We start from the raw sequence: 20,440 nt of genomic DNA on the forward strand, positions 1-20,440 counted from the left end.
GAATCCATCCAAGCACACGCCTGGAGCCGCAATCATGGCGGCAGCCCCGACGGCACTCAGGTCACCTCGACGGCCGGCGCGAGTTCCCGGATCGCCTGGCGAATAAATCGGGGCCGGGGCACCGCGCCCGCGGGGTACATGACCGTGATGTGTGATCGCGGGTTGATGGTGCGGATCGCCCATACGTGGGTGTACGCCACGCCGCGGGCATCGTGGGACGAGTGGGCGACAGCCGTGACACTGTCCCATCGCCGGAATCCCGGATCCTCCTCGGATGGCGGCGAGTAGCCGATCCCCTCGTGAGACAGCCAGAGGTGGGTTCGCCCGTACGACCGGATGGTTCGCGCTGGTATCGCAACGGCCGCCGCAACCAATCCCAGCACAGCCATCGCGGCGATGACCGTCATCCCGACCGCCGCCAACCCCGTCGTGTCAGGGCGGTCGAGACCACCGTGCTCGATCGCTCTCCGAACGAAACGGCCAACACCGGATGCCGTGACGGCGAGGACAACCGCGGCCATGGTCGCGAAGAGCCAGAACACCAGACCGAGCGGACTGCGAACCTGCAGCATGGCGTCGTCAGGGGCGTCCGGCGGTTCAGCCTTCGGTTCAGCGGTGGACGCGCAACGAAAGGCGACGACACCGAATCCCGTCGCCATGATCAGGACGCCCATCAGCGCGGCCCACGGTGAGCCCGACAATTCTCCGCGAGCCCAACCCAGCACTGCGAGTAGACCCCCGACGACCGAGGTGAGGGCCGCGGCGATGAACACCCAAACCAGTGGACCCATCCGGTACACGTCGGCCGTGGACCGCCTGCGGTCGTGCTTGCCGCGCGTCATCGCGGTGCCGCTATGGCAGGAACCGGGCGATCTGCGGTGACGGCAGCGTCTGCGCGGCACGCGCCTGCCGGAATCCCACAGCTCCACCTGCTGCAGTCATCAACAGCATGCCGCCGAGTCCGGGCAGCACCGCGAACAGCAGGTCACTTGTGCTCGCCATGCGCAGATAGTCGGCGTATCCGAGCCGGAAGGATTCCGGCACGGCAGGTACCGAAAGCGGTTGCGCCGCTGGCGGTTCTGACCGCGGTGCAGGATTGATCGGCGCGCTCGGGACCGCCGGCGGCACCCCTGCCGGCGGTCCCGCGGGCACCGGGACCGAGATGACCGGAGCGGGAGGCGCCACCACCGGCGCCGGAGCGGCCGGGGGTGCAGCGATCACCGGAGCGGGTGCGGCGGGAACCTTGGGCGGGGCCGACCGGATGACGATCGTCCGACTGCTCGGGGCCGTTGGCACCGGCGCGAGGTTGGGTGCCCGGCCGAGGTTTCCGTTGGTCGATACCCCTGCCGCTCCGCCTCCTCCGCCACCGGTGACGGCCGCAGTGGGCGCCTGCGCTGTCCCGCCCGACAGGACTGCCGACGGAGCCTGCCCGCTCGTGCCGACCCGGGCCGACTGCGGCGATTCGGCTAATGTCCCTGAGCGGGCCGCCGTCCCCTGAGCCTCGCCGACGCCCGCCGCGGTGGTTTCGGTCTTGGTGGTCCCGATCTTCGATTCGGGCTTGGAGTTCTTGGAAGCGTTCGGCCCGCCGAGGGCGCCACCGGAATTCTTGACTCCGCCGCGCTGCGGGCCCAGCTTGGCCGCGGGACCGGACTTCTTGTTCTTTTTCTTGTGATCGAAGATGTCGTGAATGTCGATACCGAACAAGTGAGCCGAGGCCACCGCGGTGCCGGTCACGCCAGGTCCGGCCACCATGGCACCACAAGCGATCGCACAGCCAGCTGCAGTGTTACGCACCCATGACTGATCCACGAAAGAGATCCCCCCAGAAGAGATCGGCGGCAGTACTGCCGCGCCCGCTGGAACAAGTTCCCATTCTGACATACCGACATTTCGCCGGGTTTGCTGGACCAGATTCGAAATAGCGGTTGCGTCAATGTCGGCCACCCCGTGGCCCACGGCGATAGGCTTTGTCAGTGGCGGTCAGCGAGTTCCGCCGCTCGGTGTGCATTCCCGAGATGGCGTTGGACAACCGCGTGCCGGCCCGCACTCGGCATTACGCCGAGAGCGTGTCGAGCCGACTTCGGGTGCTGACCATCGCGACGTGGATTGCGGCCGCGGTGTCCGGAGGATTCGGGGTCTTCCAACTGGTCCTCGGCGGGCCGATGTGGCGGTTCGGATTCGTCAACCTCGGATCCGCCGCGTTGTTCCTTCTGGTGCCGCTGCTGTACCGGTTCGGTGAACTGATTGCGCCGCTGGTGTTCTTCCTGTTCGCCTACGTATCGGTGTCGGTGATGTGTTTCGCGGTCGGGACCGGCTCGGGCCTGCAGTTCTACTTCGTGGTAGCGGCGTCACTGGCAGTGCTGGTGTTGGGAATCGAGCGCATCGTGCTGGCGGGAACATTGGCGGCACTGGCAGTGGCCGCCGCGATCGTGCTGGAGGTCCTGGTTCCCAACGATCGGGGCCTGGGGCCAGCGTGGGCGCTGACAGCGGGCTTCGTCCTGTCAGCCGTCTCGGCCGGAGTAATGGTGTTTGCCACAGTCTGGATTTCGCTACGTGAGATCGCTCGGGCCGAGCACGCGATGGAGGCCGAATACCAGCGCTCAGAGCAACTGCTGGGCAATATCCTGCCCATCACGATCGCGCAGCGGCTCAAGGACCCTTCACGGACCATCATCGCCGACAACTACGACGACGCGTCGATCCTGTTCGCCGACATCGCCGGCTACACCGAACGGGCCAGCGACCTCACCCCGACAGATCTGGTGCGCTTCCTCGACCGGCTCTACACCGACCTCGATGCGCTGGTGGACCGCCACGGCCTGGAGAAGGTGAAGACCAGCGGTGACTCCTACATGGTGGTCGCCGGGGTGCCCAAGCCACGCACTGATCACATCGAGGCACTCGCCTGCCTGGCCCTCGATCTGGCCGACGCCGTAGCCGACCTCAAAGACCCGCGGGGACGCGCGGTGCCATTGCGGATCGGCCTGGCAGCCGGACCCGTGGTGGCCGGGGTGGTCGGGGCCCGCGAGTTCTTCTATGACGTCTGGGGCGACGCGGTCAACGTCGCCTCGCGGATGGAGACCACCGACGTGGCGGGCCGAATCCAGGTGCCGCAGAACGTCTATGACCGCATCAGCCACGCGTTCGTGCTCGAGGAACGCGGCGATGTCGAGATCAAGGGCAAAGGTGTCATGCACACCTGGTACCTGGTGGGGCGCCGCGACGACGAAGCGGCACGCGCCCGGCTGGAGAATGCCGGTCCGACGCGTGCCGCCTCCTTCGTGCCGCCGATCAGTGGTTAAACCTTGCGGTTCTCCGACTTGATCAGCCACGCCAGCTTTTCCAAACCGTCGATCAACTGGTGCAGGATGTCGGCGGTGGTCGGGTCGAGCGCATCGACCTCATCGTGTGTCCCGCGCATGGCCTCCACGGCCGCATAGATCCGCGTGGTGATGAGGTCGACCACCTCGTCGGTGCTGCGCTCGTAGGCCGGGAACTCCGGCAACGTGGTGCTGCCGACGACCGTGTCCGACCGACCGTCGGGTACGGCGTCCAGTGCGCGCATACGTTCGGCGATGGTGTCGCTGCCCTCCCTGGCGAAATCTACGAGCTCGTCGAGCTGCAGATGCAGATCCCGGAAGTTGGTGCCGACCACGTTCCAATGTGCCTGCTTGCCCTGTATGGCCAGCTCGATCAGGTCGACCAGCACCTGCTGCAGGCGGCCACTGAGCTCGGGCGCGGCCTGGTACCCCTTGATATCGGATTCGATGCGTCGTGTACTCATGCCACCTACAACGGCCAATAATCTGGAATCACTCCAATTTAGGGTGGATGTGAGCACGTTCACACAGGCCGCTGGTCGGCCACCTGATCCTGCTGATTGAGCAACCGCGCATATCCCGCCCCCATGCCCAGCAGCGCCAAGCCGACCACGATGAACACCGCGACCCGGAAGATTCCGTCAAGAGTCCCCAGATCGAACAGGAACAGTTTGGCCATGGCCGTCGCCACTAGCGCCATGCCGCCGCCGATCGGCAGCGACCGCTGCGCCTTCGGGCGTCGCGCCGCATGGCCGAGCAGGCCGGCCGCCACCGCGATCCAGCAGATGGTCGCCAGCATGTGACCACCGAAGAAACCGGCCCCGGTGCCGGCGATGGCGACACCGGCCGTCACGGCGAACACGGTGACCGCATATCCGGCCACGAGAGCCGCCGCCACCCACACCAGCCGAACCACTTCCTGATCCCCCACTCCCTCGAGAGACCATGCCCAGGAGATCGCAGCGGCCGCGGCGATCGCCAGTACGCTGCCGATCAGCACCGAAACCGTAAGCGCTGCAGACAGTTTCGTGGCTTGGATCAAGGTGTCGGGGCCGCCGGAGTCGAGATAGATCAGGCCCCCGATCACAGCCAGCCCGATCGCAATCCAGCGCGTCACACCCTGGCGACGCCCGGCGACGGCGACCACCGTAGCCATCGCCAACAACACCGGACCCGCCACCGGTCCGTCGAAGGCCACCAGCACCGCGATGAGCGCGGCAACCGCCGCGAGTACAGACCAGATCTGACGGACCACGACGCTCACCCCGGGAATGCGCTCGCCGATCGCCACGATCACCACCAAGGCCGCCGCCAGCGCCATCACCATGAGGGCGGCGATCGCGCGATCGACGCCGGCAGCGGCGACACACAGCACCGGCAGAACGCCGCAGGCGGTCAGCGCCGCCGTCGCCGACGGTCTGGTGCTCCAGCGCAGCACAAGCAGCCCACCCACCAATGCCAGCACTGCAGCCAGCCCGCAGGTCAGCACGAGTACGAGATCATGCCGACCATCGATTGAGGCCCCAGCCAGCGCGATCAACAACGGCAACGTGACCGCGGCGGTACGCGCGGCGTACAACCCGGTCCAGTCCCTGCCGTACTGGACCGGAAGTGCGGCGGCCGACAACGCCAGCATGAAACCGATCAACAACAGCGTCACGCCGTCGGTCACCACGGGCGCCAGCGCGATCAACGGCACCAGGACCAGCAATCCCAGCTGTTCGGAATTCCACCGCCGCGCCAGCATCAGTCCGCCGCCACTGATTCCGGCGGCCAACATCAGACCGACCGGCGCCGACACCCAGTCATAGATCGTGGTCACGGCGATGACGTCCATGTAAGCGGCCGCAACACCGGTCGCAGCCAACGCGATCGCCCCGATCCGGCCACCGGGCCGGCGATACAGCCGCCGCCCGGCCCCGACCAGCCCGGCCGCCAGCACCGCACCTGCCGCGACCCGGAACTCCGGGCGCAGGATGCCCGCCTGGGCGGCCAGCACCAGCAGCAGCACCACACCGGTGAGCGTCACCGCCACCCCGGCCACCGCGAGCGCCTTGCCGATCCAGCCTTCCGAGCGCTCCGGACGGAACGCGGGCACGGGCCTCGGCGGCACCGGCGCGGGAGCGACAGGAGCGGCAGGCCAGGCGACAGGAGCCACAGAAGGCGCCGGGGGCGGTACGGCGGCCGGAGCCTGATCGAGCATTCGCCCCAACTCCCCCAGATCCGCGGACACCCGGTTCATGTACGCCGAGATCGCGGCAAGATCGGACGACATCCTGGCGATGACGGCGCGATGCGGTTCACTCATGGGCTCATCGTGACAACAAAACCGGCTGCCGGGATGAGTAGGACTACTCGTCGAGTCCGTGTTCGATGGCGTAGCGGGCCAATTCGACACGGTTGGCCACCTGCAACTTACGGAACGTCGCCTGGACGTGGTTCTCCACCGTGCGATGGCTCAGGGACAGGCGCGTCGCAATCTGCTTGGCCGTCAACCCCTTTGCCACAAAACGCAGCACCTCGGTTTCCCGCTCGGTCAAGCTGGGGGTGGCCGGACCGTCGTCCGGATGTTGCGCGATGCGTCGGTACTCACCCAGGACCAATCCGGCCAACCCGGGGGTGAACACAGCACGACCCTCCGCGGTGGCCCGCACCGCGTCGGTCAGCTCGGCTTTCGACGCGCTCTTCACCAGATACCCGGTGGCCCCGGCTTTTACCGCTTCCAGAACGTCGTCACGCTCGTCAGACGCCGAAAGCACCAGAACCCGCGACGACGGCGACACGGTGAGCACCTCCGCGGTGGCCGTGGCGCCGCTGCCATCGGACAGGCTCATGTCCATCACCACGACGTCGGGCAGCACCACCCCGGCCCGCCTGCGGGCCGAAGCCACCCCATCGGCGGTGGCCACGACATCGAATCCCTCGTCGGCGAGGTCGCGCGCCACCGCGTCGCGCCAGATCGGATGATCGTCGACGACCATCACCTTCAGTGTGGTCTCCGTCTCCGTCATCACTGTCCTTTCTCGAGCGCGTCACGGCCTCCCGATGAGCGGGGCAGCGTGAGTTCCCATTCCGTGCCACATCCTGGCGCGGTGTTCAAATGTGCCTGCCCGCCCAGCCAATCCATGCGACCCACAATCGATTTCGAGATTCCCACATGACCTTCGCGGGCTGCCTCCGCCAGCCGTCCGTCACCGATACCGACACCGTCGTCGCGAATGCTCACCGTCACCGAATCGCCCAGGTCCTCCAGCAGCACGAAAACCCGGGCGTCCGGCCCGGCGTGTGCGGCGGCATTGTCGAGGGCATTACCGGTCGCGGCGAACAACTCATGGGCGACGTCGTGTTCGAGCAGCACTGGATCGGCCGGCAGGCTGACCGAGACCCGATCTGAGGCCCGCGACCGCAGCAGGGCACCGATATCGGTGACGCCACCGGTGTGAACCTCCGGTTCGGGGGCGCTGACCAACCTGCGCAACGCGCGCTCCTGCTCCCCGGCGAGCTCAGCCAATTGAGCTGTCTCACCACCGATTTCCCGACCTCGTCGCGAAACCAGGGCGAGCACCTGAATGGCGCCGTCGTGGACCCTTCGTGACAACCGCTCGCGCTCTTCCAACGACGCCGCCAACCGCACCGCACGCTCCAATTCGGCATGTGCGCGGCGCGCGGTCTGAGCGGCCATTCCCACGGCGAGGCCCACCGCCAGCTCGATGACGATGGTGGCGTTGCGGCCGAGATTGATGCTGACATAGCCCTTCAACGCAGCCGCGGCAGCCATCACGGCCAGCCCGGCTCCCATGCCGCCGACCGGACCGAATTGCAGCGCCGCCGAAATGGTGGCGTTCGTCGCCCACAAAGTGGTGGGCCACGACTGGTTGTCGGCGATCCAGTGCTCGGGTGCCACCAACTCGGTCGAGAGCATGAGCGCCAGGACCACCACGATCTCCGCGATGACCCACGACGGACGGCGCCCGAAACCCTGCAGGTAGGCCACCGCACACGCGATGCTCCAGGCGATCAATACCGCGCACAGCACGCCGGCAAGTACCGGACTCGTCAGGTCATCGTTGATCGCGATCTGAAACCCCAGCGCGTACAGGCAACTCAGCAGCCGGAAGATCTGCGCGGCACGCCACAACGGAGTGACCGGGTCCGGGCGCCGTTGCATTGGCCCAGCATAAAGTCGCTCACCGCCACGCAGGTGCACCGATCGTGAACCTGCGGCTACTGCTCTCCGAGCGCCACCGGCCGATCCGGATCCGACACCCACTCCGACCATGAACCCGGATACAGCGCGGCATCCACGCCGGCGGCGGCCAGACCGGCCACCGCGAGCGCCGCGGTGACCCCCGACCCGCAGTAGGCACCGAGATGGGCGTCATCGGCCACACCCCGATCGGCGAGCAGCGCCCGTAGCCGGACGTCCGCGACCAATGTGCCATCAGGGGAAAGCAACTCGGTGCTGGGCAGATTGACGGCCCCTGGAATGTGACCGGCCACCGGGTCCACGGGCTCGACATCGCCGCGGAACCGTTCCGGTGCCCTGGCGTCCAACAACACCTCGACCCCGCTCGCCGCCTGTTCGGCGGTCAGGGTGCGCAGTGCCCCGCGGTACAGGTCGTCATAACGCACCACGACATCTCCGGGCTGCGGCGTGACCGGACCGACCTGCAGGGCTTCACCCGCCGCGGACCACGCCGCCAGACCTCCGTCGAGAATGCGGACGTCCTCGATCCCGGCCGCGGTCAACACCCACCAGGCCCGGGCCGATCCGGCACGGTTCCAGTCGTCATAGACCACGGTGGGCACACCCGTCCGCATCCCCCAACCGCGCGCGGCCACCTGCAGGTCGGATCCCGACGGCAGCGGATGACGGCCCCGACCCGTGACGCGATGGTCGGTCAGATCCGCGTCCAGCGAGACATAGACGGCGCCCGGCAGATGACCACTCAGGTAGGCCTGTTCACCATCGGGCTCGGCCAACGACCAACGCACGTCCAACACAGTGACCGGGTCCCCGGAAGCGACGAGCTCACGAAGTTCACCGGCCGTGACGAACACCTTGTTTCGCGCGGAAGCCACATAGTCGAAGCTACATCACCTTCGACAGAAACTCCTTTGTGCGTTCATGTTTGGGGTTGGCCATCACCTCACGAGGATTACCGGTCTCCACGATGACTCCGCCGTCCATGAACACCAACTTGTCGGCGACTTCACGGGCGAAACCCATCTCGTGGGTGACCACCACCATCGTCATGCCCTCGCCCGCGAGTTTCTTGATGACCGTCAGTACCTCCCCGACCAGCTCGGGATCCAGTGCCGACGTCGGCTCGTCGAAAAGCATCAGCTTGGGGTTCATCGCCAGCGCCCGGGCGATGGCCACCCGCTGCTGCTGGCCGCCCGACAGCTGCGCGGGGTACGCATCGGCCTTGGCTGCCAGACCCACCTGATCGAGCAGATCCTTGGCCCGGGCCAGCGCGGCGTCCTTCTTCACCCGTTTGACGCGCATGGGCGCCTCGACGATGTTGTCCAACGCCGTACGGTGCGGGAACAGGTTGAAATGCTGGAACACCATGCCGATGTCACGGCGCTGCCGCGCGGCATCTCGCGGCGCCATCTCGTGCAGCTTGCCGCCACGTTCGCGATAGCCGATCAGGTCCCCGTCGACGTACAGACGGCCGGCGTTGACCTGCTCGAGATGGTTGATACACCGCAGGAACGTCGACTTGCCCGAACCCGACGGACCGACCATGCACAACACCTCGCCCCGGCCGACGTCCAACGTGACGCCTTTCAGGACCTTCAGGGCACCGAAGTTCTTGCAGACGCTCTCGGCCCGCACCATCGGTTCGGCGGCGGCGGTCATGGATGTGGCTCTCCCATCTGCGCTTTGGCCAGGGCCTGCAGCTGCTTGGAGGTCAGCTTGCGGGACGCACCACGCGCATAATGCCGCTCGAGGTAGTACTGGCCGACCATCAGAATGCTCGTGATCGCCAGGTACCAGGTGGACGCCACCAGTAGTAGCGGGACCGGCTGAAACAGACCGACACCGATATCCTTTGAGCGGCCGTACAACTCGAAGCTGTACGGAATGGCGGTGACCAGCGACGTCGTCTTCAGCATGCTGATGAACTCGTTGCCGGTGGGCGGGATGATGACCCGCATGGCCTGAGGAAGCACGGTACGTCGCATGGTCATGGTCCACGACATGCCAAGCGCGACCGAGGCTTCCGTCTGCCCTTCAGGCACCGAGTTGATACCGGCTCGGATGATCTCCGCCATGTAGGCGGCCTCGTTGAGACCCAGGCCGAGAACCGCCAGCCAGAACACATTCGGATCGGACAGGGTGAATTCGAAAAGCTTGGGGCCGAACGGTACGCCGAACTGAATGTTCTTGTAGATCACGGGGACCAGGCCCCACAGCACCAACTGGACATAGATCGGGGTGCCGCGGAAGATCCACAGGTAGGTCCAGGACACCGCTTTGAGTACCGGATTCGGTGACAACCGCATCACCGCCAGGAGCACCCCCAGAACGAGCGCCAGAACCATCGAATAGATGGTCAGTTGCAGCGTGTTCCAAGCAGCTTCCGAGATGCGCTGATCGAACAGGTACTTGCCGTACGTCTCCCACCCGTACGCCTCGTTGGTCGCCGCGCCCCACAGGAACAGCCCGATCAGGACGAGGATGAGGATCGCCGCCACCCAACGCCACGGATGTCTCAGCGGGACGGCGTCGATAGCGGCCGGCGACGATTCATCACTCATGGGCGGCTCAGCTGGTCGCACCGTTGACGACTGGCTTCTCGATCATCCCGTTCTCCGCGCCCCAGTTCGCGGCCACCTGCTTGTACACACCGTTGTCGATCAAATGCTGAAGTGCCTGCTGCAGCGATGCTGCGAGAGGAGAGCCCTTCTGCACCGCCCAGCCGTACGGAGCGGAGTCGAAGATCTCCCCGGCCGCTTCGAGCTTCCCGTTGCTCTGTTTGATCGCGTATGCCGTCACCGGCGAATCAGCCGACATGGCGTCGGCCTGCCCCAGCATCACCGCACTGGTGGCGGCGGTCTGGTCATCGAACTTGACGACGTTGATGGCGGGCTTGCCCGCGTCGACGCATTTCTTGCTGCGCGCCGGCATTTCCTCGGTGTCCTGCACCGTTGCCGTCTGCACTGCGACCTTCATGCCGCACGCATTTTCGGGGTTGATCCCCGCACCGACCTTCTGCGCCCATGCGGAACCGGCGCTGAAATAGGTCACGAAATCAACCTGCTCTTCGCGCTTCTTCGAGTCGGTGAACGACGACATGCCGACGTTGTAGTTCCCGCCCTGAACCGAGGGGATGATCTTGTCGAACAACGACGCCCGGTACTCCGGAGCGAGACCCAGCGTGGCGGCGATCGCATTCATCAAATCGACATCGAAGCCGATGATCTGGCCGCCGGGATCCTTGAATTCGTTGGGCGGATAGGACGGGTCCGTCCCGATGACCAGCTTGCCGCTCGACTTGATCGGCTCCGGCACCGAATTGGCGATCGCATCGACCTTCTCAACCTTGGCCGCCGTCGTCGCCTTGGTTTCGGACCCACCGGATTCGGTATTGTTCGCGCAGCCCGACATCGCGAGCGCGCCACTGGCGGCGACCACCACCGCGAAACGCCACATCTTGCTCCGTCTGGGACGACATCCAACTGTCACGGTTGTCTCTTTTCTCTGTCTGCGGCTGCGGTCGGGCTGTTCCAGATCGAAGACGTTAACGGCCGCCGGGCTCGGATGCAGCGCCGGTAACGGAACCTTAACTACCAGGCTGCAACACCACAGCCTTAACGCAAAAACCGCGATCTACATCTGTGTTTGTGTCAAACTGCCTGCATGGAAACCACTGCTGCCCCAAGCTTGTTGCCACATCTGTGGAAATCGACGCTGGTTTCGGGAATTCTCGCCGTCATCCTCGGCATCCTGGCGTTGGTATGGCCCGGAATCACCATTCTGGTTGCGGCGATCTTCTTCGCCGCCTACCTGTTGATCACCGGTGTCTCCCAGCTCGTCCTGGCGTTCAGCATCCGGTCATCGGTCGGTGGGCGGGTGTTGCTGTTCATCGGTGGCGCCGCGGCGCTCGTGCTGGCCGTGCTCTGTTTCGTCAGCCTGCAGAATTCGTTCGAACTGCTGGCGATCTGGATCGGTGTCGGGTTCATCTTCCGTGGTGTCGCCACGGCGATGTCGGCCATCGGTGATCCCTCACTGCCCGGTCGGGTCTGGGAGATCATCATCGGCATCATCAGCGTGATCGCCGGCATCATCATGTTCGTGGCCCCGAAGGACGGCTTGGTCGCCCTCGCTCAGGTCAGCGGCATCATCCTGATCGTCGTCGGGGTATTCGAGGTGATCTCGGCGTTCGCAATCCGCAGCGAGGCCAAGAAACTCCACTCCTTGATCTCGCCGGAGTCCCCCACCGTGACGTAAGACACCGGTCACGGTCGGCGCTGGGATCCGGGATATCTACTACACTCCGTCGTAGATTGATCTGAGACCTCGAAAGTAGGGCCAGATGGACGCTTTGGACGTATCACGGTGGCAATTCGGCATCACCACCGTGTACCACTTCATTTTCGTTCCGCTGACCATCGGGTTGGCACCGCTGATCGCCATCATGCAGACGGTGTGGGTGGTCACCGGAAACGACAGCTGGTACCGGTTGACCCGGTTCTTCGGCAAGCTCTTCCTCATCAACTTCGCGATCGGCGTCGCGACCGGCCTGGTGCAGGAATTCCAGTTCGGCATGAACTGGAGCGAATACTCGCGATTCGTCGGAGACATCTTCGGTGCCCCGCTGGCCATGGAAGGCCTCGTCGCATTCTTCTTCGAATCCACATTCATCGGATTGTGGATCTTCGGCTGGTCGCGGCTGCCCCGGCTGGTTCACCTGGCCTGTATCTGGATCGTGGCTCTCGCAGTGAACATGTCGGCGTTCTTCATCATCGCCGCGAACTCGTTCATGCAGCATCCCGTCGGGGCGCAGTTCAATCCGGAGACCGGCCGCGCCGAACTGACCAGCATCGTCGCGCTCTTCACCAACAACACCGCGATCGCCGCCTTCAGCCACGCTGTCGCGGGCTCATTCCTGACCGCAGGCACGTTCGTAGCGTGCGTATGCGCGTGGTGGATGGTGCGCTCGCGGCACCGTGGTGAAGACGCGGAGGGCGCAAAAGGCACGGCCGCCGCTAACCCGATTGCCGGCACCGCCGGCTCGATGTTCCGCCCCGCCACGATCCTGGGCTGCTGGGTCATGCTGATCTCCGCGGTCGCGTTGTTCTTCACCGGAGACGCACAGGGCAAGCTGATGTTCCAACAGCAGCCCATGAAGATGGCCTCGGCAGAATCCTTGTGCAACAGCAAGACCGATCCCAACTTCTCAGTGCTGACGGTCGGCACCCACAACAACTGCGACAGTGTCGTACACCTCATCGAGGTGCCCTATGTGCTGCCGTTCCTGGCCGAGGGCAAGTTCACCGGCGTTCACCTCGACGGTGTCAAGGACCTGCAGGCGCAGTTCGAGGAGAAGTTCGGCCCCGGTGACTACCGTCCGAATCTCTTTGTCACGTACTGGTCATTCCGGGCGATGATCGGATTCCTGGCGGTGCCTGGGTTGTTCGCGCTCGCCGCGCTGTGGCTGACCCGGGGCGGGAGGATCCCGCGACACCGCTGGTTCAGCTGGTTCGCCCTGCTGACGATTCCCACCCCTTTCCTGGCCAACAGCGCCGGTTGGGTGTTCACCGAGATGGGTCGCCAGCCCTGGGTCGTGGTGCCGAATCCGACCGGTGATCAAGACATCCGGTTGACTGTCGCCCAGGGTGTCTCCGGGCATTCGGCGGGGCTGGTATGGCTTTCACTGATCACCTTCACCCTCCTGTACGCGGTACTGGCGGTCGTGTGGTTCTTCCTACTCCGCCGCTACATCGTCGAGGGACCGCTGGAACACGACTCCGAACCTGCCCCGCCGACGCCACCGGGCGATGACGAAGTCGCGCCGTTGTCGTTCGCCTACTGAGGAGCGGATCGATGGGATTACAAGAACTCTGGTTCATCCTGCTGACAGTCCTGTTCCTGGGATTCTTCATCCTCGAGGGATTCGACTTCGGCGTCGGGATGCTGATGGCATTCTTCGGCCGAACCGCCGCGGGCCGAGGCGAGGACCCCGAACCGTACCGCCGTGCCGCACTCAACACCATCGGCCCGGTATGGGACGGCAACGAAGTCTGGCTGATCACCGCGGGCGGAGCGATGTTCGCCGCCTTCCCGGAGATGTACGCCACGGTGTTCTCCGGGCTGTACCTACCGCTACTGGCCATCCTGTTGTCGATGATCGTCCGCGTCGTGGCGATCGAATGGCGCGGCAAGATCGACGACCACGGGTGGAGGCGATGGGCCGACATCGCCATCGCGATCGGCTCCTGGGCACCCGCCATCCTGTGGGGCGTCGCGTTCGCCGGACTCGTGCGTGGCCTGCCGGTCGACGCCGATCGGCAGATGCACCTGTCGTTCGGTGACATCCTCAACCCCTACACACTGCTCGGCGGCTTGGCGACCGGTGCACTGTTCGCACTGCACGGCGCGGTGTTCGTCGCACTGAAGACCAGCGGCCAGATCCGCACGGACGCATTCCAATTCGCCACGCGGTTGGCGATTCCGGCCACGGTTCTGGTGGCCGGTTTCGGCATCTGGACACAATTGGCCCACGGCAAGAGTTGGACGTGGTTCCTCCTCGCGGCTGCGGTGCTGGCACAGCTGGCGGCCGTCACCCGGATTTACCAACGCAGTGGCGAGGGATGGGCCTTCATCTATACGACCATTGTGGTTGCCGCCGTGATAATTCTGCTGTTCGGATCGTTGTTCCCGAATCTGGTGCCTTCGACCCTGAACCCCGACTGGAGCCTGACCATCCACAACGCCTCGTCCTCGCCCTACACGCTCAAGATCATGACGTGGGCGGCGCTGGTTTTCGCACCACTGGTGGTGATCTACCAAGCTTGGACGTACTGGGTGTTCAGCAAGCGGATCTCCGCCGATCGGATACCGGCACCGGTTGGACTGTCGCGGCGGTCAGCCTGAATCTCTGGCGCGCACTCGGCATCCGGGGAGCCACCGGGTCCACGGCGGCGCTGCGGCGCCACCTACTGGCGACAGTCGTATGCGGCTTCACCGTCAGTGCCTGCACCATTGCCGCAGCCGTTGTGCTGGCGCACATCGTCGCCGCGATCATCACCGAACCGGGCTCGGCGGCCGGCCACGGCGGTGCGCTCGTCGCGTTGTCGGCGCTCTGGATTCTGCGCGCCGCCGCCCACTGGCTTCAGGGCCGGCTCTCCCAGCGCGGCGCCACCGCGGTGATCGGAGAATTGTCCAGCCAGGTGCTGCGCTCGGTAACCGCGGCACCGCCAAGGCAATTGGCGGCCGACCGTGACGCCGCCGCCGCAGTGGTCACCCGTGGCCTCGACGGGCTCCGGCCCTACTTCACCGGCTATGTGCCCGCAATGGTGCAGGCGGCGGTCCTCACCCCGTTGGCAGTGGTGGTGATGGCGTGCTACGACCTTCAGGCCGCGGCGATCGTGGTGATCGCACTCCCCCTGATCCCGGTGTTCATGGTGCTGATCGGACTGGTCACCGCCGAGCGGTCGGCGGCTTCGCTGGCCGCGATGACGACGCTGCAGGCCCGGCTACTCGATCTGGTGGCCGGGATTCCGACGCTACGCGCCCTCGGCCGGGCTGCCGGTTCGGTCCAACGGATCACTGACTTGGCTGCCGCACACCGGCGTTCCGCCATGGCAACCCTGCGGATCGCATTCCTCTCCTCGTTGGTGCTCGAACTGCTGGCCACTTTGGGTGTGGCGCTGGTAGCAGTCAGCGTCGGCCTGCGACTCGTCTACGGCGAGATGACCCTGACGGCCGGCCTGACAGCGCTCCTGCTGGCCCCGGAGGTGTTCTGGCCGCTGCGCCGCGTGGGCGCGGCGTTTCACGCGGCACAGGATGGCAAAACCGCAGCAGAACAGGCCTTTCGGTTGTGCGATACGCACGCACCGACCGAAGGTGTTGTGCGCCCGAGCAATACCGCACCGACGATCGAGTTGAGCGGCCTGGGTCCAGTGGGCGAACCCGGTCGGGTCACCGTGCTGACCGGACCCAACGGGGCGGGAAAATCGACTGCGCTGCAAGCCATTCTCGGATTGGCCACGCTGCCCTCGGGGCCCGTGCGGGTTGACGGAGTTAATGTCGTGGACCTGGACCTGACGGCCTGGTGGCACTGCGTCGCCTGGCTGCCCCACCGGCCGGTGCTGATCCCGGGGACCGTCCGCGAGAACCTCGAACTACTCGGACCACTGGCCGACCCGGACCGGGCCTGCCGCGATTCGGGATTCGACGACGTGCTCGATGACCTACCCGACGGGCTCGACACCAGGATCGGCCGCACCGGGGTCGGGCTGTCACTGGGCCAGCGACAACGGTTGGGGCTCACCCGCGCACTCGGGTCATCGGCACGGGTGCTGCTGCTCGACGAGCCCACCGCCCACCTCGATCTCGCTCTGGAACAACGGGTGTTGCAGGCCATCGTCGCCCGGGCCCGTGCGGGCGCAACGGTCGTGGTAATCGGGCATCGGGATCCGGTGCTGGCCATCGGCGACCAGGTGATCACGATTGGTGCCGCACATGTTTCGTCGTGACCCGCTGCTGCGACTGACCCTGGACCTGCTGCGGCCCCGGTTGAGCCGGCTGATCCTGGCCGGCGTCCTCGGCGTGCTCTCACTGGGCAGTGCGCTGGCCCTGGCGGGCGTCTCGGCGTGGTTGATCACCCGGGCCTGGCAGATGCCTCCGATCCTGGACCTGTCGGTGGCCGTGGTCGCGGTTCGCGGGCTGGGCATTTCACGCGGGGTACTCGGGTACTGCCAGCGGCTGGCCGCCCACGACACGGCGCTACGGGCGGCGGCTAACGCCCGCACCGGGCTGTACCGCAGGCTCGCGACGGCACCCGACGACGACGCGACGCGGATGGACAGTGGCGAATTGGTGTCCCGAGTCGGTAGTTCCGTCGACGAACTGGCCGATGTAGTGGTGCGCTCTGTGCTGCCGATCGTGGTGGCCACAGTGCTCAGCGCGGTGTCCGTCGGTGTCATCGCGATCATCTCGCCCAGCGCGGCGGCGGTGTTGACGCTCTGCCTGCTGATCGCCGGCGTGGTGGCCCCGGCGCTCACCGCCCGCGCCGTGGCAGCCGCGGAATCCGTTGCTGTCCAACATCGTGGTGACCGCGACTCCGCCACGATGCTGGCCCTGGAGTACGCCCCGGAATTGCGGGTGAGTGGACGGCTCGACGACGTCATCGCCACCGCGGAGCACCACCACCGCGACTGGGGGCACACCGCTGACCGGGCCGCTGCCCCGGCAGCGCTGGCCGCCGCGATGCCCAGCATCGCCATCGGCGCCGGCGTTCTGGGCGCCGTCGTCGCGGGCATCGCACTGGCCCCCACGACCGCTCCGACCACCCTCGCCATCCTGATGCTGCTGCCGTTGTCGGCCTTCGAGGCCACCACCGCCCTTCCCGACGCCGCCGTCGGACTCACCCGATCTCGCATCGCGGCACGGCGTCTGCTCGAACTCACCGAGGGCGATCCTCTGGCCCGACGACGACCCCCGGCCCCCTCGGTCGATCTGCCCGACGGGGGTCGGCTCGCCGTCGTCGGACCCAGCGGCTCGGGAAAAACCACGCTGCTGATGGAGCTGGCCGAGCGGCTCGATGAAACCCCTGGACGCGCAGCATTTTTCGCCGAGGACGCGCACATCTTCGAGACCACGGTGCGGGACAATCTGCTTGTGGCCCGCGGGGATGCCACCGACCCCGAACTGCTGTCCGCGATCGAGCGTGTCGGCCTCGCCGAATGGCTGACCGCGCTGCCAGACGGGCTGTCGACCGTGCTCGAAGGTGGGCACACCGCGTTGTCGGCCGGGCAACGACGCCGGCTACTGCTGGCGAGGGTGCTCCTGTCAGATTTCTCTGTCGTCCTGCTCGACGAGCCGACCGAGAACCTCGATGCGGCCGACAGTCAACGCATCCTGGCCGAAATCCTCACTCCGGGTGACTGGTTCGCCGCAGACCGGACCGTCGTCGTCGCGACCCACCATCTGCCGGATACGCTCGGCTGTCCTGTCGTCCACTGCCCGCAACCCGGCGCCGTCATCGGCGGGTAGCCTCGCAGACATGACCGACGAGCGATCAAACCCGCCCGGGTCTGAGGAGCCACAGCCGACCGGACCTCCCCCACCACCGGCGTATCCCTACGGGCCGCCCCCTGGCGCATTTCCCTGGGCCTACCCGACACCTCCGCAACCGTACGGTGGGTACCCGATGCAGCCCAGCCCGCGCGGGCCGGCCAACGGGCTCGGTACCGCCGCCCTGATTCTGGCCATCGTTGCCCTGCTGCTGACGTGGTCGGTGATCGGTGGGCTGATATTCGGCATCGTCGCGCTGGTTCTCGGATTCCTCGCCCACGGCCGCTGCCGACGAGGAGAGGCCACCAATAGCGGGGTTGCCGTCACCGGAATCGCACTCGGCGCGATCGCCTGTGTGCTGTCCCTGGTATTCGTCGGCATCTGGGTGTACTTCGGCCAGCGCTGGTTCGACGATATCGGCGGCCGCGACTACGTGCACTGCCTGCAGCGGGCGGGCGACGACACCGCGGCCCAGCAGCGCTGCGAGAACGAGTTCGAGCGGCGGGTGGAGGATTCGTTCGGCGTGACGCCGACCACCAGCCGCTGAGCCGGCTCACGACTTGGCGGCGCCTGGGAAATGCTTGACGATTCCTTCTTGCACCACCGTCGCCACCAAGTGGCCCGACGCGTCGAAAAAGTGTCCGGTACCCAACCCCCGGGATTCCGCGGCCACCGGCGACGTGGTCGAGTACAGCACCCACTCGTCGAACTTGATCGGTCGGTGAAACCACACGGAGTGATTCATCGTCACCGCAAAGATCCGATCGAAACCCCATGACAACCCGTGGGTCGTGATGATCGAATCGAGCACCGTGGTATCCGAGGAGTACACCAGCGCCGCACCGTGCAGCACCGGATCGGAGGGCATGATGCCTTCGGTCTTGAGCCACACGCGGTTGTAATCGAGCTTGCCGCCCTTGTCCCGCATCACCCAGGACGGGTCGTTGGTGTACCGCCATTCGATCGGGCGCAACGCCTCGACGAACAACGGCACCGTCTTCTCGTAGCCGCGCAGCAGTTCATCGATCTTGGGCAGCGTGTCCGGATGCGGAACCTCAGGTGCGGGCACGCTGTGCTCCAGCCCGCGGCCGGCGTTCATGTAGGACAGCATCACGGTGGTCAGCAGGTTGCCGTCCTGCATGACATCCACCCGGCGGTTGGCGAACCGGCGCTCGTCACGCAGCCGCACCACGTGGAACTCCAGATCCTTCTCGGGATCGCCACCGGCGATGAAGTGCGCATTCAACGCACTCGGTGCCAGCTTGTGTTCCAGCGTGCGCCCGCCGGCGACGAACGCCTGCGCGATCATCTGGCCGCCGAAGGTACGCACCGGGTTCTTACTCGGATGTGAGCCGGTGAACAGGTTGTCGTCGACGCGATTCAGATCGAGAACAGCCAGCAGCTCCTCGAAATCCGGGTGTGTCAAGGAATGCCTTTCGCGCTAGACGTCGTCCTCCCCGATGCGGTGCACATGGATCAGATTCGTGGAGCCTACTGTGCCCGGAGGAGCGCCCGCGACGATGACCACCAGCTCACCGCGCTTGTAGCGGCCAAGATCCAGCAGCGACTTGTCGACTTGGCGGATCATGTCGTCGGTGCTCTTCATCTGAGCCACGATGAACGTCTCGGTGCCCCAGGTCAGGGCGAGCTGGCTGCGCACCTCGGGAAGCGCCGTGAACGCCAGCACCGGAAGCGGGGTGTGCAGCCGGGCCAAGCGTCGCACCGTGTCCCCGGACTGGGTGAACGCGACCAGCGCCTTGGCGTCGAGCCGCTCCCCGATATCGCGGGCCGCGTACGAGATCACCCCGCGCTTGGTGCGCGGCGTGTGCGTCAGCGGCGGCACCGTCACCGAGTTGTCCTCGACGGCCTTGATGATGCGAGCCATCGTCTTGACGGCCTCCAGCGGGTACTTGCCGACCGAGGTCTCGCCCGAGAGCATCACCGCGTCCGCGCCGTCCAAGACGGCGTTGGCGACGTCAGAGGCCTCGGCCCGGGTGGGCCGGGAACTGTCGATCATCGACTCCAGCATCTGAGTGGCGACGATGACGGGTTTGGCGTTCTCCCTTGCCATCTGGATGGCGCGCTTCTGCACCAGCGGAACTTCTTCCAGCGGCAGCTCGACGCCGAGGTCACCTCGGGCCACCATGATCGCGTCGAATGCCAGCACGATGGCCTCGAGGTTTTCGACGGCCTCGGGCTTCTCCAGCTTGGCGATCACCGGCACCCGCCGGCCGACCCGGTCCATGACCTCGTGCACCAATTCGACGTCGGCGGGTGAACGCACGAACGACAACGCGACCAGGTCCACACCGAGCCGGAGCGCGAACTCGAGATCGTCGATGTCCTTCTCGGACAGCGCCGGCGCCGTCACGTTCATGCCGGGCAGCGACATGCCCTTGTTGTTGCTGACGGGACCGCCTTCGGTGACCGTGCAGACCACGTCGTTGCCCTCGATCTGGTCAACCACCAGACCGACGTTGCCGTCGTCGACAAGGACCCGATCCCCGGGCCGGGCATCCTCGGCCAACCGCTTGTAGGTGGTCGACACGCGATCGTGCGTGCCCTCGCAGTCGTCGACGGTGATCCGCACCGATTCGCCGCTCGCCCAGTACGTCGGGCCCTCCGTGAAACGGCCCAACCTGATCTTCGGCCCCTGCAGGTCAGCCAGCACACCCACTGCGTGGCCGGTGGCATCCGATGCCGCCCGGACCCGCTTGTAGGCGGCCTCATGGTCTGTGTAGTCACCGTGGCTGAAGTTCAGCCGAGCGACATCCATCCCGGCCTCGACCAGGGCCCGTACCGTGTCATCGGTGCTGGTAGCCGGGCCAAGCGTACAAACGATTTTTCCGCGTCTGCTCACGTCGTGCCA

General features: G+C 66.0%; 19 protein-coding genes. 7 read left to right on the forward strand and 12 right to left on the reverse strand.

The annotated features are described in order from the left end of the window. Window positions 1–56: 56 nt before the first annotated feature. Together ACZY08_RS14550 and ACZY08_RS14555 are read right to left on the reverse strand one after the other, a co-directional pair. Complete coding sequence (locus tag ACZY08_RS14550; protein WP_463745939.1) at window positions 57–842, reverse strand: hypothetical protein; 786 nt, start codon at window positions 840–842, stop codon at window positions 57–59. A gap of 10 nt (window positions 843–852) precedes the next feature. Beyond that, the gene (locus tag ACZY08_RS14555) at window positions 853–1,749 is read right to left on the reverse strand and encodes a hypothetical protein (RefSeq protein WP_463745938.1); all 897 of its coding nucleotides are present in this window, start codon (window positions 1,747–1,749) and stop codon (window positions 853–855) included. Between the two features lie 266 nt (window positions 1,750–2,015). On the opposite strand from ACZY08_RS14555, the gene ACZY08_RS14560 reads away from it, so the two are divergent. Beyond that, on the forward strand, window positions 2,016–3,302 hold the full coding sequence (locus ACZY08_RS14560) for an adenylate/guanylate cyclase domain-containing protein (RefSeq protein WP_463746000.1): 1,287 nt from the start codon (window positions 2,016–2,018) through the stop codon (window positions 3,300–3,302). On the opposite strand, the gene ACZY08_RS14565 is transcribed toward ACZY08_RS14560, so the two are convergent. Genes ACZY08_RS14565 through ACZY08_RS14600 form a run of 8 tightly spaced genes read right to left on the reverse strand, consistent with a single transcriptional unit; the run spans window position 3,299 to window position 10,983 of the window. Continuing rightward, complete coding sequence (locus tag ACZY08_RS14565; RefSeq protein ID WP_463745937.1) at window positions 3,299–3,784, reverse strand: Dps family protein; 486 nt, start codon at window positions 3,782–3,784, stop codon at window positions 3,299–3,301. The genes ACZY08_RS14560 and ACZY08_RS14565 overlap by 4 nt on opposite strands. Before the next feature lie 59 nt (window positions 3,785–3,843). Further along, window positions 3,844–5,628 (reverse strand): DUF2339 domain-containing protein, encoded by a 1,785-nt coding sequence (locus ACZY08_RS14570; RefSeq protein ID WP_463745936.1) that lies wholly within the window; start codon window positions 5,626–5,628, stop codon window positions 3,844–3,846. 43 nt (window positions 5,629–5,671) lie between these two features. Further along, window positions 5,672–6,331, reverse strand: a complete 660-nt coding sequence (locus ACZY08_RS14575; protein WP_463745935.1) for a response regulator — start codon at window positions 6,329–6,331, stop codon at window positions 5,672–5,674. Beyond that, entirely contained in the window at window positions 6,331–7,488 is a 1,158-nt protein-coding gene (gene macS / locus ACZY08_RS14580) for a MacS family sensor histidine kinase (RefSeq protein ID WP_463745934.1), read from the reverse strand. The genes ACZY08_RS14575 and macS overlap by 1 nt, the downstream gene beginning before the upstream one ends. Before the next feature lie 56 nt (window positions 7,489–7,544). Continuing rightward, window positions 7,545–8,402, reverse strand: a complete 858-nt coding sequence (locus ACZY08_RS14585) for a sulfurtransferase (protein WP_463745933.1) — start codon at window positions 8,400–8,402, stop codon at window positions 7,545–7,547. Window positions 8,403–8,412: 10 nt separating this feature from the next. Further along, the gene (locus tag ACZY08_RS14590; protein ID WP_463745999.1) at window positions 8,413–9,165 is read right to left on the reverse strand and encodes an amino acid ABC transporter ATP-binding protein; all 753 of its coding nucleotides are present in this window, start codon (window positions 9,163–9,165) and stop codon (window positions 8,413–8,415) included. Window positions 9,166–9,182: 17 nt separating this feature from the next. After that, window positions 9,183–10,088 (reverse strand): amino acid ABC transporter permease, encoded by a 906-nt coding sequence (locus ACZY08_RS14595; RefSeq protein WP_463745932.1) that lies wholly within the window; start codon window positions 10,086–10,088, stop codon window positions 9,183–9,185. A 7-nt stretch (window positions 10,089–10,095) separates the two neighbouring features. Further along, window positions 10,096–10,983, reverse strand: coding sequence for an ABC transporter substrate-binding protein (locus tag ACZY08_RS14600; protein ID WP_463745931.1), 888 nt, complete (start codon window positions 10,981–10,983; stop codon window positions 10,096–10,098). Between the two features lie 207 nt (window positions 10,984–11,190). Between ACZY08_RS14600 and ACZY08_RS14605 the strand changes: the two genes are divergently transcribed. The 6 genes from ACZY08_RS14605 to ACZY08_RS14630 all read left to right on the forward strand — a co-directional run bounded on the left by ACZY08_RS14605 (window position 11,191) and on the right by ACZY08_RS14630 (window position 18,118). Then, window positions 11,191–11,781: an HdeD family acid-resistance protein gene (locus ACZY08_RS14605; protein ID WP_463745930.1), complete on the forward strand. Its 591-nt coding sequence runs from the start codon at window positions 11,191–11,193 to the stop codon at window positions 11,779–11,781. Between the two features lie 85 nt (window positions 11,782–11,866). Beyond that, window positions 11,867–13,366, forward strand: a complete 1,500-nt coding sequence (locus ACZY08_RS14610; protein ID WP_463745929.1) for a cytochrome ubiquinol oxidase subunit I — start codon at window positions 11,867–11,869, stop codon at window positions 13,364–13,366. An 11-nt stretch (window positions 13,367–13,377) separates the two neighbouring features. Further along, on the forward strand, window positions 13,378–14,427 hold the full coding sequence (cydB, locus tag ACZY08_RS14615) for a cytochrome d ubiquinol oxidase subunit II (RefSeq protein WP_463745928.1): 1,050 nt from the start codon (window positions 13,378–13,380) through the stop codon (window positions 14,425–14,427). A gap of 50 nt (window positions 14,428–14,477) precedes the next feature. Further along, the gene (cydD, locus tag ACZY08_RS14620) at window positions 14,478–16,031 is read left to right on the forward strand and encodes a thiol reductant ABC exporter subunit CydD (RefSeq protein WP_463745998.1); all 1,554 of its coding nucleotides are present in this window, start codon (window positions 14,478–14,480) and stop codon (window positions 16,029–16,031) included. Continuing rightward, window positions 16,018–17,550, forward strand: coding sequence for an ATP-binding cassette domain-containing protein (locus tag ACZY08_RS14625; protein ID WP_463745927.1), 1,533 nt, complete (start codon window positions 16,018–16,020; stop codon window positions 17,548–17,550). Before cydD ends, ACZY08_RS14625 begins: the two co-directional genes overlap by 14 nt. Before the next feature lie 10 nt (window positions 17,551–17,560). Further along, window positions 17,561–18,118: a DUF4190 domain-containing protein gene (locus ACZY08_RS14630; RefSeq protein WP_463745926.1), complete on the forward strand. Its 558-nt coding sequence runs from the start codon at window positions 17,561–17,563 to the stop codon at window positions 18,116–18,118. Between the two features lie 6 nt (window positions 18,119–18,124). On the opposite strand, the gene ACZY08_RS14635 is transcribed toward ACZY08_RS14630, so the two are convergent. Beyond that, on the reverse strand, window positions 18,125–18,997 hold the full coding sequence (locus ACZY08_RS14635; RefSeq protein WP_463745925.1) for an acyl-CoA thioesterase domain-containing protein: 873 nt from the start codon (window positions 18,995–18,997) through the stop codon (window positions 18,125–18,127). Window positions 18,998–19,012: 15 nt separating this feature from the next. Further along, on the reverse strand, window positions 19,013–20,431 hold the full coding sequence (gene pyk, locus ACZY08_RS14640; RefSeq protein WP_463745924.1) for a pyruvate kinase: 1,419 nt from the start codon (window positions 20,429–20,431) through the stop codon (window positions 19,013–19,015). Window positions 20,432–20,440 lie beyond the last annotated feature (9 nt).

This window comes from Mycobacterium sp. IDUB_9 (assembly GCF_055419505.1).

Excerpts from the sequence above, each read along its gene's own strand:
- ACZY08_RS14560 (WP_463746000.1), top strand. The coding sequence starts at position 2,016 with ATGGCGTTGGACAACCGCGTGCCGGCCCGCACTCGGCATTACGCCGAG.
- ACZY08_RS14570 (WP_463745936.1), bottom strand. The coding sequence starts at position 5,628 with ATGAGTGAACCGCATCGCGCCGTCATCGCCAGGATGTCGTCCGATCTT.
- macS (WP_463745934.1), bottom strand. The coding sequence starts at position 7,488 with ATGCAACGGCGCCCGGACCCGGTCACTCCGTTGTGGCGTGCCGCGCAG.
- ACZY08_RS14565 (WP_463745937.1), bottom strand. The coding sequence starts at position 3,784 with ATGAGTACACGACGCATCGAATCCGATATCAAGGGGTACCAGGCCGCG.
- ACZY08_RS14630 (WP_463745926.1), top strand. The coding sequence starts at position 17,561 with ATGACCGACGAGCGATCAAACCCGCCCGGGTCTGAGGAGCCACAGCCG.
- ACZY08_RS14550 (WP_463745939.1), bottom strand. The coding sequence starts at position 842 with ATGACGCGCGGCAAGCACGACCGCAGGCGGTCCACGGCCGACGTGTAC.
- ACZY08_RS14605 (WP_463745930.1), top strand. The coding sequence starts at position 11,191 with ATGGAAACCACTGCTGCCCCAAGCTTGTTGCCACATCTGTGGAAATCG.
- ACZY08_RS14610 (WP_463745929.1), top strand. The coding sequence starts at position 11,867 with ATGGACGCTTTGGACGTATCACGGTGGCAATTCGGCATCACCACCGTG.
- ACZY08_RS14575 (WP_463745935.1), bottom strand. The coding sequence starts at position 6,331 with ATGACGGAGACGGAGACCACACTGAAGGTGATGGTCGTCGACGATCAT.
- ACZY08_RS14600 (WP_463745931.1), bottom strand. The coding sequence starts at position 10,983 with ATGTGGCGTTTCGCGGTGGTGGTCGCCGCCAGTGGCGCGCTCGCGATG.
- ACZY08_RS14590 (WP_463745999.1), bottom strand. The coding sequence starts at position 9,165 with ATGGTGCGGGCCGAGAGCGTCTGCAAGAACTTCGGTGCCCTGAAGGTC.
- ACZY08_RS14595 (WP_463745932.1), bottom strand. The coding sequence starts at position 10,088 with ATGAGTGATGAATCGTCGCCGGCCGCTATCGACGCCGTCCCGCTGAGA.
- cydB (WP_463745928.1), top strand. The coding sequence starts at position 13,378 with ATGGGATTACAAGAACTCTGGTTCATCCTGCTGACAGTCCTGTTCCTG.
- ACZY08_RS14625 (WP_463745927.1), top strand. The coding sequence starts at position 16,018 with ATGTTTCGTCGTGACCCGCTGCTGCGACTGACCCTGGACCTGCTGCGG.